This is a genomic window from Phormidesmis sp. 146-20 (genome assembly GCF_052939475.1).
The window spans coordinates 115,344-128,059 of sequence record NZ_JBJPHT010000011.1; the positions used below are offsets into that span (position 1 = coordinate 115,344).

At 52.5% G+C, this 12,716-nt stretch carries 4 protein-coding genes; 1 reads left to right on the plus strand and 3 read right to left on the minus strand.

Annotated elements, in window-relative coordinates; translation table 11 throughout:
- Nucleotides 1–264 precede the first annotated feature (264 nt).
- Nucleotides 265–1,431 carry a cysteine desulfurase family protein gene (locus ACKFKH_RS11890; protein ID WP_446858504.1) on the minus strand — a complete coding sequence of 389 codons (1,167 nt, stop codon included), beginning with the start codon at nt 1,429–1,431 and terminating at the stop codon, nt 265–267.
- 163 nt (nt 1,432–1,594) lie between these two features.
- Between ACKFKH_RS11890 and ACKFKH_RS11895 the strand changes: the two genes are divergently transcribed.
- Nucleotides 1,595–3,352: a phospholipase D-like domain-containing protein gene (locus ACKFKH_RS11895; protein WP_446858505.1), complete on the plus strand. Its 1,758-nt coding sequence runs from the start codon at nt 1,595–1,597 to the stop codon at nt 3,350–3,352.
- Between the two features lie 150 nt (nt 3,353–3,502).
- Here ACKFKH_RS11895 and ACKFKH_RS11900 read toward each other — a convergent pair whose 3' ends face one another.
- Nucleotides 3,503–9,751, minus strand: a complete 6,249-nt coding sequence (locus ACKFKH_RS11900; protein ID WP_446858506.1) for a response regulator — start codon at nt 9,749–9,751, stop codon at nt 3,503–3,505.
- Between the two features lie 177 nt (nt 9,752–9,928).
- The gene (locus ACKFKH_RS11905; protein WP_446858507.1) at nt 9,929–12,607 is read right to left on the minus strand and encodes a methyl-accepting chemotaxis protein; all 2,679 of its coding nucleotides are present in this window, start codon (nt 12,605–12,607) and stop codon (nt 9,929–9,931) included.
- Between the last annotated feature and the right edge of the window lie 109 nt (nt 12,608–12,716).

Sequence of the window (12,716 nt, forward strand, 5' to 3'; positions counted from 1 at the left end):
AAAGCGGCGGGAACCCCAAGGTTCAAAGTCCCCCAATTTTGGGGGATTTAGGGGGCGAACAGATGGACACTTCCCACAGATTCATCCCTCCAATCAGCAACGCCGAAAGGATTAATAAAACTGACGGATGCTGCTGGCTTCACATAAGACATTTTTCTAGTCTGCGAAGGCAGGCTTCGTTCTTGTAGGCGCGGTTTGAACCGCCAGCCAGAATGAGGAGTGGTCTAATTTTCGAGCCTGAGAATAACTTTCAGATTTAATGGCTCAAACTTTGGTTAAAACAGGCTCCGGAGACAGACGACAGAGAATCTGCTTGAGAACCATTGCTGTCCAGTCGATATCTTCTTCTGTGGTGTCGCGTCCAAACGTTAAGCGAATTCCTGATTTTGCTAAACGATCGCCGTATCCCATCGCTGTCAAAATCGGACTGGGAACCAGCTTGCCGCTATGACAGGCAGACCCCGCACTGATGCCGATTCCTGCTAAATTCATCTGGCGCACCAGCGTTTTGCCGCTGAGAATTTCTCCATCTGCGTACTCCAGACAAAAGCTGGCATGGTGAGGCAACCGATCCCAGCGATCGCCCGTCGGCACCAACCCCGCTACTTCTGATAACCGATCAAACAGCCGTTCTCGAAGTTGGATTAAGCGCGGAGTCTCGATCACCATTTCTTCAGCCATCAATTCTGCTGCGAGACCAAACCCAGCGATTACAGGAAGCGCCTGAGTGCCCGATCGTACTTTTGATTCCTGACCGCCTCCACCCAACAGCGGCACCAATTCAACCCCCGGACGAATGTACAGTGCCCCGGCTCCCTGCGGCCCATAAAGCTTGTGGCTAGACAGCGACAGCAAATCGACGGGCAGCTTTTGCATATCTAACGGCAGCCGACCCGCTACTTGAACGGCATCGGTATGAAACAAAGCACCGTGAGCGCGCACGATTTCACCTAGAGCAGCGATCGGCTGAATGGTTCCCACCTCGCTCTGACCGTAAATAACTGACACCAACACCGTATTCGGTTGCAGCGCCGCTTGAAGATCCTGCAAACGCACCTGTCCCGCTGCATTGACTGCAAGCCTTGTTACCTGCCAACCCCACTGTTCGAGTAACCGGACTGGCTCAGCGATCGCAGAATGCTCAACGCTGGAAATGATCACATGCTGCGGACTGGTGTACTGCTGTGCGACCCCCATAACCGCCAAGTTATCCGACTCAGTGCCCCCCGACGTAAAGACGATCGCCTCCGACGGAGCATTGACCAATCGCGCCACCTGGACTCTGGCCCGTTCTAATAGAGTGGCGGCTCGCTGTCCCCAGGCGTGTAGGCTTGAAGGATTGCCCCACTGCTCTGTGAGAACTTGCTGCATCAGGGCGATCGCTTCTGGTCGCGTCGGGGTGGTAGCACTATAGTCGAGATAAATTTGCATACGATTCGGTCAGCGAGAAAATTGCGGACTGCCCTTTCTATTTTCAGCTTAGACGGCTCAAAGCGGGTGAAACCTGACAAAAGTCTCAACTTGGGAAGAAAGAGACGGAGATAGAGTAGCGCATTTGGGAATTCTACCGAGGCAAGCTTTCTCTTAATCTGCGGTGCAACCTCTTCCTTTTCTCAAATTTACGCTGACTGGAACTGCGCTAGCGCTATGTTTAGCCGCCTGTCAGCAAGCCCAACCCCAGCCTTCTCGCCCCGCTTCGCTTCCTCAAGAAACCGCCGTTCAGGTTTATACCAACCACAACCCAGCGGCAGAGTATACGGAATCTTATCGCCAGCAGACTCGATCGGGCGACGACCTCGAACAGATCATGGTGGATGCGATCGCGTCTGCCCAAACCAGCGTCGATGTGGCCGTACAAGAATTTCGATTGCCCAAAATTGCTCAGGCGTTGAGCGATCGCCAAAAAGCAGGGGTCAAAGTGCGCGTCATTTTAGAAAACACCTATTCGCGTCCGTTTAGCAGCTTTACGCCTGACGAAATCGAGAAACTGGTCGAACGGGAGCGCGATCGCCTCAATGAATCTCGCAAACTTATCGATCAAGACGGCGACGGACAACTCAGCCCCACCGAAATCAATCAACGCGATGCCCTGGTGATGCTGGATGATGCCAAAATTCCTCGCATTGACGACACCGCTGACGGCTCCCGTGGTAGCCACTTGATGCACCATAAATTTGTGATTGTGGATGGGCGATCGCTGATTATCACGTCGGCTAACTTCACATTGTCAGACGTTCATGGCGATCTCAAGTCCCCCAGCAGTCGAGGCAACGCCAACAATTTGCTCAAAATTGACAGTCCAGAATTAGCCGCGCTGTTTACCCAAGAATTTAACCTGATGTGGGGCGATGGGGTCGGAGGCAAACAAGACAGCCGTTTTGGGACGAAAAAGCCTCACCGTCCTTCTCAACAGATAAATGTGGGCGGGGTGACGATCGAGGTGCAGTTTTCCCCTTCCTCCGCCTCCATTCCCTGGACGCAAACGACCAACGGACTAATCGGCAAAGCCTTGAGTCAGGCAAAACAGTCGATCGACCTGGCGCTTTTTGTATTTTCTGATCAGCCGTTGGTCAATTTACTCGAACCTCAACATCTGCAAGGACGGCAAATTCGCGCCCTGATCGATCCTGGTTTCATCTACCGCTCCTATAGCGAAGGTCTGGACATGTTGGGCGTTGCTCTTAATGACGACTGTAAATCCGAACCCAATAATCGTCCCTGGTCAGATCCGATCTCCACGGTTGGCATTCCTCGGCTTCCTCCGGGCGATCTGCTCCATCACAAATTTGGCATCGTCGATGGAGAAACCGTGATCACAGGCTCCCACAACTGGGCAACTGCCGCTAATCAGGGCAATGATGAAACGCTGCTAGTCGTTTCCAGTCCTTTGGTTGCTGCCCATTTTCAGCGAGAATTTGAGCGACTCTACGGGGATGCCGTGTTGGGTGTTCCGCCTGCCGTTCGTCGCAAGATCAAAGAACAGCGCCAAAAGTGTCCTCAACTTGCTGCTGCGCTTCCTCCACCAACTGCCTCTGTTCAAGACAAGGGACAAGACAAGGGACGAGAAGACAAGGGACGATCTCTTCGAGTTAGCCGCAAGGGGTCGCTTCAAGCGACCCGCAAGGAATCCATTCCGACTCCCAAACCCTCGGCTTCTTCTGGTCAACAGGTCAACCTCAACACCGCCACACAAGCAGAACTTGAAGCCTTACCTGGAGTTGGGCCCGGACTTGCAACCCGCATCATCGCCGCTCGCCAACAAAAAGCCTTTTCTTCACTAGACGACCTCGATCGCGTCTCCGGAGTCGGCCCCAAACTGCTTGAGAAATTGCGCGATCGAGTCACCTTGTAACGTTGAGCTTTCTACCCTCTATCATCAGTCAAAACAAACTAAGGGACTTTGGGACTCAAGAATCAACGGATTTTTTCATCCCTCCTCCCTCCTCGCGCAGCGGATTACCCCCAGAGGGGGAACAGATCATCGAAGTTCTCCCTCATCCCTCTAATTCCCACCACCCGCAATCAAGACCTCACCCTTCAGCATTCTCTGAGCGGCATCCAGAAGGGCCTCCTCTAGATAAGGCTTTGTGAAGTAGCCACTTGCGCCAAGAGAGACCGCCATTTGTCTGTGACGATCGGCTCCACGAGAAGTCAGCATGGCGATCGGCAAGTTGCTGAGATTGGGATCTTTTTGAATGCGAGACAGCAACTCTAACCCATCCATCCGAGGCATCTCAATGTCACAGAAGACAATATCGCAAGGCAGCCCCGCCCGCAGTTTTTCCCAGGCTTCTTGACCATCGCGAGCTTGCTCAACTCGATACCCCACTTTGTTGAAGGTCATTGAAAGCAGTTCGCGCACTGTGATCGAGTCGTCCACAATCAATACGGTTGGCTCAGTTTTGACGGTGAGCGTTTCGTTAGGATTCTGAGATGCGCCCTGATCCCACATTGTGCCAACGTCGCGACGAATCCGACCCATTGAGAGGTCGATCAGTTCTAACACATCGGCGATCGGCATGATTCGCCCATCTCCCAGCACGGTCGCACCTGCTACACCCACTGGTTTGGGAACGGGTCCTTCTAGCTGTTTGATTACAATTTCTTGCTCGCCCAACACCTGATCGACTTGCAGCGCCAAAAAGTTGCCCGCACTCCGCAGCACGACGACTGAAACCATATCGTCTTCCTGATTGCCGCCGTAGACGTTGCCTCGACTCAAGTGGCGATTGTATCCTAGCAGCTCAGTGAGAGGTCGCAAGGGTAGTAGCGCATCGCGCCAAGACAGACAGGCTTGCCCCTCGGCGTTGGTTTGAATCCGCTCCTTGGGAACGTCGAACATATCTTCGACCCCATCCATCGGAAAGGCAATCCGCGCCCGATCGCTAATACAGCACAGCGCCTTAGAAATACTCAGCGTCAGAGGCAAGCGAATCGTAAACGTCGTTCCTTTCGTAGACGCAGAATCGGTTGTAATTGCGCCTCGAATCTCACTCAAGCTGGTGCGAACCACATCCATGCCAACCCCACGACCCGAAAAGTCGTCTGCCTGATCTTTGGTAGTAAACCCTGGATGAAAGAGCAGATCGTAAATGTCTAAGCGAGTCATCGTTCTGGCTTCGGCGGGCGTGACCAAGCCTTTCTCGATCGCCTTTGCCTTGACGCGATCGACATCCACCCCTGCCCCATCATCTGAAACCGAAATCACTGTCTGGTTCCCTTGATGAAAAGCGCGAATGGTAATGCGACCTGTTGGAGACTTACCTGTTGCCCGCCGCACATCTGGAGTTTCAATCCCGTGGGTGATCGCATTGTTAACCAGATGAGTCATCGGATCGTACAAATGCTCCAGGATCATTTTGTCGATCAGCGTGTCGCGGCCCTCGATCACAAGTTCTGCTTGTTTGCCACACTTCATGGCAATATCTCGGACGGCACGAGGCATTCGATCGGCTGTCTGAGCAAAGGGCACCATGCGCGATCGCGTCAGCCCTTCCTGAAGTTGGGTCGTCACCTGCCGGAACATTCGCGTCACTTGATCCGTTTCATCCACGATGAACTCAATGTCAGACGCAGACTCCCGAACTCGGACAATTAGCTCGATCATCTCCTGCGAGAGCGAGTGAAAGCCTGTGAAGCGATCCATTTCTAGAGGATCGTACTCCATTGAGTTGCTGCTCGTAGAAGTGGCGTGGTTGTCCCGTGCCAAGCTGCCCAAGTTAGTAGGAGTCCGGTGGTGTTGACGGCTGGCCAGCAAAGAACTTTCGAGGAGCGATCGCTCGTACAGGTCTTGCATCCGCTGTCCCACGTCGCTGAGTTGCTGAACTTGATAAAGCAGGTTGTCTAGCGACTGTCGCAGTCTTTCCTGATCTTGTTCAAGGCTGTTGCGATTAACGACAAGTTCCCCGACCAAGTTGCTGAGGTTGTCCAGATGTTTGACGGGCACCCGCATCGTCTGTTCGCTGAAGACTTTTCCGGGACGGTTGGCTCTACGTCCTGTTTGAGTGACACCCAGACTCTTGACAGACGGAGTACCTCCCATCGTTTTATCGGCATCCTCCAGCATCTTCTCTAGATCGTCAAACTCAGTGTCTGCGTCCCCGGTAGAGAAAGCATTTTGAGGGTCGGCTCCGGGAGCGTCTGCTAATAAGGACTCTAGATCGTCGAAGTTTTCACCGATTGGGGCTTGTTGTGAGAAGTTAGGTTCTTCACCAAGCAGACTACTTAGATTGTCAAATTCATCGGAGGCTGCTTGATCGGCGGGTTCTTGTAGAAGATTGCTTGAAGGGTCGGATAGGGTTTCTGTGGAGTCTTCGCCAAACAGTGCGTCGAGATCGCTAAATTCGTTGGCTCTGGTGAAGGTTGAGGGTGAGTCGGTTCCCAGCAAGTCATCCAGGTCGTCAAGTTGAGAAGGGCTGTCTGCAAGGTCAGGAGAGTCGCTGCCAAAGAGCAGGTCGAGATCGTCATCTTCGTTCTCAACATTACGTTCAACCGATGAGCGATCGTCTCCGCGAGAGGCTGCAAACAAGCCCGCTCCCAGGGATGCTGCCGCAATTCCTGCACCCAACAGAGGGTCAAATCCACCACCTTCTGAGGAATCAGAGGGGTCAACACTCGCTAAATCATCTAAATCGCTCTCAGCTTCCAGATCAGAAAATGCCAGGTCAAAATCAGAGGCTGCATCAGAGTCGGTAACTTCAGGCAGGTCTAGCTCGTTTAGAAGGCTGTCATCTGGAGACTCTGCAAGACCAAAATCGAGGCCAAACTCTGAATCGGCGGTCGGTTGGGCGGGTTCTTCATCGTCATCCAGGTTTAACCCCTCAAACAGCGCGTCGTCGGCTGTCTCTGAAGTGGGCGTGTCGAGGTCAGCAAAGGACAAATCAAAGTCATCAGAATCGGCGACCCCCTGGATGTAACTCGAAGAGATCGCTGGCTCAGATTCACCCTCTGCGGCGAAGTCAAGACTATTGGAGCAATCGTCTGTGACGGGTTCGTTTTCTTCAAACAGAGAAGTCGTCTCAAGGTCAAGCGAATCGATGAGGAAAAAGTCTAGAGATTCCTCGATCGCTTCTTCCTGCGGGGCAAGTCCGTTTAGGCTGTCAGGGGTTTCGGTGTCCTCAATTGTGGAGAAGCCAAACAATTCGTCCTCTAAATTCAGACTCGCTTCAGACGTTGGGGTTTCTTCCGGTTCTAGCGTCAGGTCTTCGCTTGAGAGAACACTAGATTCTGAAGTTTCTAGCGAGTCCAGGTTGAGTAAATCATCGATGTCAGGGGTGTCCTCACTGCTTGAGAATGCCTCATCCAGACCAAGGGCAGGTTCTTCAGTTGTGGAGAAGCCAAACAGTTCGTCTTCTAGGCTGAAGGCAGCTTCAGACGTTGGGGTTTCTTCCAGTTCTAGCGTCAGATCTTCGCTCAAGAGGGCATCCAATTCTGGGGTTTGTGGTGTGAACCCATTCAGGTCATCCGTTGTCGCACTGCTTGAGAATGCTTGATCCAGGTCAAAAGCTGGTTCGTCGTCAGCATTCAAATCTAGAAGGCTATCCAGATCGTCTGTGGAAGTTTCACTGTCGCCAAAGTCGAGATCAAAATCGTCAGGACTTGAAGCAGCGATCAACTCTTCAACTTCAACTTCTGCAACCTTCGATTCCTCTAGCAGGTCAAGGCTCAGAGTTGCCTCTTCAGCAAATAGATTTAATGGATCAGTGGGTTCCTCAAACAGGTTGTCTAGCTCAACGTCCGCAGTCTCGCTCAGGTCAAAATTTAGGGAGTTTTCAGACTCAAAGAGTCCAGCCATATCTCCTAAATTTGCCTCAAAACCTGACGTGGAGTTTGTTTCTAAGTCTGTTGAGGTGATGTTTTCCAGGAGACTATCCAAACTTTCTTCAGTCTCTTCCAGGTTCAGGAAGTCTGCCTCAAGGGAGTCTAGCTCCAGGTTCAGGTCATTTTGACTAGACTCAGTTTCTAAAAGCTCGTCAAGATCAGATTGTTCACTTGAGGAGAGGTCGAAAGAAGAATCCAGCCGCTCTAATGATTCGTCGGATGGCGTAGAGACCACGGAAGGATCGATCGCTAAGGTTTCTCCCAGTTCAGCAAACTCAATCGGTTGAGACAAATCCTGGTTGAGGAGATCGTCAAAGCTGCGATCGTCGCTCTCTAACGAAGATTCAAAGCCAAATAGGGCGGCATCCGCTGAGATGGGGTCTGCTGGGTTGTCAGTCTCGGCAAACAGATCATCCAGAGGCTCAACAGACTCCTCTGAAAACATGAGATCAGGCAATTCAAGGTTTAGATCGGTCTCCAATCTTGAGGTTGCAGAGGCTTCCAGTTCTCCCCAAGGGTCACCCACTTCTTCGATCGACAAAATAGATTCAGGTGATTGAATTGGCTCATCCAAAAGGCTTGGGGTTGTATCGGTCAAGTCGGTCAGGTCAAACAGAGCGTCTTCTGTCGAGTCACCTGATCCAGTTTGCGCTTGTTCTGCCTCGGACGCTGAGAGAGAGTCACCCAGATCGCCCCAAGGTTCGTCAGCGAGAGATTCGGGGACGGTTGCAGTCTCCAGACTGGCATCAAGGTCAAAACCCTCAAACGGAGACGCTGACGATCGTGCATCCAGGGCATCTGTCGAGGCGGTTGAAAACTGCGTAAAGTTTAGATCGGTTTCATCCAACCCTGCGAACAGTTCGCCCAGGTCATCCAGTGGGGCAGTTGAGGACTCAGCAGTGCGATCGAACAGACTATCCACAGATGCGGTGTCAAGGTCTCCCAGGTCTTCCAAGTTGAGGTCAGCAAAGGGGTCAGCAGCCGTTAACCCTGGGATAGAAGCGTCTGGCGGTTCAGAAAGGTTGGCATCAAAGTCAGGCAAGCCAAAATCGTCAGCTTCTGCCTCCACAGCCCCGGAAGCGTCGCCTGGTATACCCCCCGACAAGCCATTGAAATCAACCGTGCTATCCGCAGAGATAGAGTTGGATGCTTCAAACAACAAGTCTGAGAAATCGCTGCTGTCTTCTGCGTCAAATAGTCCATCCAGGCTAGACGTTGAGGTCGTCTGGTTGATGACTTCTTCTTCTTGCCAGGTGGAACCTAGATCGGGCATTTCACCTTCAAACAGATCAGCCAGACTGTTGAGTTCTGCCATGCCAACTTCAGGGCCATTTCGGTCTGCTTCAGCAGAAATCTCGTTGAGATCGATCGCCCCAACTCGCTCGTTTTCCCCAGCTAGACTGTTTTCAGACTCAAATAAAGCAGTCTCAAAGCTCAGATCACTCAACTCCAAATCGCTCAAATCTAGTGAGTCTAGCCCAGGGTCGGATGTTGCAAGGTCGAATCCGCTCAGGTCGAGTGGCTCAGTCGGGTCAGGCTCGTCCGCGATTGCAAAGAAGTCTACCAGGTCGCCGTCTACTGCCAAATCGGGTAGCACTTCCACAGGAACCAGCGCTTGCAGTTGTTCACTCGGCCCAACGTCGGCTGCTCGCCCGGCAAGAATGGATTCCTGTCCTTGCTTGAGGTCTTTAATGATGATCGGAGCCAGGGATCGGTAGGAATTATTGGGATCGGCGATCGCCCGACTGGCTGTTTCAACCAATTCACACCATTGGGTCAGATCAAAGGCTTCTCCCAGTCCTTTTAAGCCACGACAGACTTCTTGGAGTCGATCGCGCCCATCTGAAAGCGCCTCTGCCTGACGAAATAGTTGCAGCATTTCTCGCAGTTGAGCAGGCACGTCGTTTTGGAAGATTAGCAGTAGAGCACTGTCTTGCGATGCGTTGATAGGCTGAGGTACGGGTGCAGCTTTGCCCCTCGAATTCGCGGCCACAACGGCCGCTCCTTGCCCTTCTAGCACGGTCATGTGCTGTTTGAGTTCTTCAAAGACAGGCTCGACTCCCGTCATCGTTGCATTGGCTGCCTCTTCGGTCAAACCAAAGGGCCCCTGTAGCTGCTCTAGTAGCTCCTGAAGGGTATCAAAAACCTGTAGCAGCAACGATTCTAGCTTTTGGTCGGGTCGGATGCCAGGAGTTTCCTTGAGGATCTTAAAGAAATCTTCCAGGCGGTGAGACGTTTTCTGAATGCTGCTCAACCCCAACATGGCAGCCCCGCCCTTGACTGAGTGAGCTGCCCGAAAGACTTCGTTGACCATTTCTGGGTCGTCGATCGTGCCTTGCAGATTCAGCAAACCCTGCTCAATCGTATTAAGGTGGTCTTTGGCCTCCTCAATGAAGTAGCCCATGATTCGCTGCTGTTGTTCCGGCTGCATCGCAATGTCCCTTTCCTTAATAGAGTGATCTCCGGCAAGACGCTTGGCTGGGATTAAGTCTTTGAGAAGATGTGTAACTTATCTGAAGTGATGAGTGAATCGTCGATCGTGGTGCCTGTCCTGAGTAGATGCTTTAATGAACCCTGCCTGCTGTCCGCGGTCTTTAGAAAAATTTAGCTATTTGCGCTCGACAGTCTCCACGCGGAACCGTTCTACCGAGGTCAACAAGTTTCGTGCAACACCCACCAGATTTTGCAGTGAACCAGAGACTCGTTGGGCCTCTTGAGAAGTTTCTTGGGCAGTGAGTTCGACGGACTGCATCACCTGAGCCACCGCGCGCGAGGTTTCGGTTTGTTCTACCGTGTCTGCTGTGATTGAGCGAACCAGCGTATCGATGCGATTAGACACCTGAATAATGTCTTCGAGCGATCGCTTGGCTTGTTCTGCCAGTCGAGTTCCTTCGATCACCTGCTGGGTGCCTTCCTCCATTGCAGTCATGACCGAGCCAGTTTCACTCTGAATTTGCAGCACAATTTGCTCAATTTCTTTGGAGGCTTTGGCGGCGCGATCAGCGAGTTGACGGACTTCATCGGCGACGATCGCAAATCCTCTTCCAGCTTCTCCAGCCCTTGCTGCTTCAATACTGGCGTTGAGAGCGAGCAGGTTGGTTCGAGAGGCGATTTGAGAAATCAAGGCGACAATCTTAGAAATTTCTTGAGACGATTCGGCGAGACGCTTGACCTTGCGGGTTGTCTCAGCCACCGTTTCGCGAATTTCTAAAATCCCGGCTACCGTCCGCTCTACGGCTTCCCCTCCCTTGAGAGCAGTTGCCGATGCAGAACGGGCAACTTCCTCAGCCTCACGAGCACTTTCGGCTACCCGTTGAATCGAGTCAGTCATCACCTGGACTGAATTGAGGGTCACTGCAAGTTCCTCAGCCTGACGGAGTGCGTCAGAAGACAAGCTGCGGGCAAACATTTCGTTTTCGGTCGAGCCTGTGCTGACTTGACGAGCCGCCGTCTTAACCTGCTGCACAATTTCTCGCAGGTTTTGAATTGTCAGGTTAAAGGAGTCAGCCACCGCTCCCAATACGTCTGCTGTCACTTCGGCCTGCACGGTCAAATCGCCTCTTGCCGCGCCTTCCACGTCGTCCAGGAGACGAATCACCTGACGCTGGAGGTCTTCTTTGGCCTGCTCTTGCTCCTCGGCCTTGCGCTGCGCTTCGCTCGTCGTCGTCAAAATCACCCGTGACATCTGGTTAAAGCTGGAAGACAATTGACCCAGTTCGTCAGCAGAATGAACGGTGGCACGAGCGCTCAGGTTACCCTGACAAACCGCATCAAACTGAGCTTGCAGGTCATCGGTCGATCGCTTCATCTGCTTTGCAACCACTTGCCCAACCGCAAAACTGGCTCCTGTCCCGGCAAGCAGGGCAGCTCCGGTCATCAGCCAGCCTACATTGCGAACCTCTGAAACGACTTCAGGGCTTTTTTGCTGGGCCGCCAGGTTAGAAGAAACAAAGCTGACCAGAGCAACGGCGACTGCTGAAGCGATTCCAGCGACCCCAGCCACAATTAGCTGCTTGGTTGGAAGGGTCGAGTTTTCGAGGGGAGCCAGCATTCCCTGCTCGATCGTCGGGGTCGCTTCTTCTGGCGGATTGTCTAGCTGGGTAAAGGTGGGAACTTGCTCAGAGGCACTGGAGATGCTGAACAGTTCGTCTTCTCGAATGGTCGAGCGATCGTCGTTAAACTCAATCGCGGAGGAGCGATCGGAGGCGGTGGCCATGCTATTGCCCGTCAGCCCAAAGGCACTCCCGACCGAGGGACTGGTAAACCCCGCAGAGTCCTCAGATAAGTCAAAGTCGGATAAATTGCCCAGATCGTCAAAGTCTTCAAAGTCATCCAGAAAATCGACGCTGCTTTGACTGCTAGAGGATGAGGAATTCATATCAGGCGGCGGAGCAGAACTGTTGTAGAGCGCATCAAACTGAGTTTGCTCAGGCGGTGGTGCAAACTCAGCATCTGACTGATAGAGATCGGGGCCACCCATAAACAGCGTATCTTCGCCCATGACGCGATTATTGAAGCTGGGGCGGACTGTATCTTCGTGATTGTTGGTGGGTAACTCTGGCTCAGTCGGGAATGCAGGGAAACGATCGGGATCGTCTAACTCTGCGGGTGGGTAGTCGTTGCTGTCGGTAAAGTCTGAGTTGGAGAAAACGCTGTCGAAGTCGTCCATCGCAGCTGGAAATTCATCCAGGCTGTTGGCGGCAAATCCAGAGTTGCGAGGCTCGATCGGCTCATCAAACGCAAACTGGTCTGCTGCAAAGGTCGCCGCATTGGGGTCGTGTGCCCCCCCGTTGGAGTCGTTCATTTCAAACGGGTCGGCATAGGCATCAATTCGACGTGAAGCAGCAGGCTCATTGACCTCCAGAGCCATGTCGTCCAGCAAAAAATCATCCGCCGGAAAGTCTAGATCAGGCTGCTGCTGCGTTACGGGTTGGTGGCTAAAACCAAGGTCGTCAGGACTGCTTTCTAGCGACAAGTCTTCGGTGTTGCCAATTCCCCCGTCAGATTCTCCAGCAAACTGACTGGCATAAGCAAGCCCGCTATTGGCGTAGTCTACAAATTCTGCATCAGAAGTCAGGTTGAGAACGGTCTGATACTGCTCCTGAGCAATGTCATACTGCTGCAAACCATAGCAATAGATGTGACCTCGCAAGAGTCGAGCGCTGGGGTCTTGTGGGTACTCGTTGACTAGGCGATCGACAATTCCAGCAGCTTCATCATACTTGCCCTGCATGTAGGCTCTTTCAGCCTGTTGATATTCTTGGGCGAAATCAGTCCCGCGTGCCATGTGCCTTCTCCTGCAAGTGCGTGTGTGCGCTAGAAGATCTGCTCTGATTGTCTGATCTTAAACTTAGAAAAAAGTGAGCAGTCGGTGTAAAGTGAGAATAATACACTTG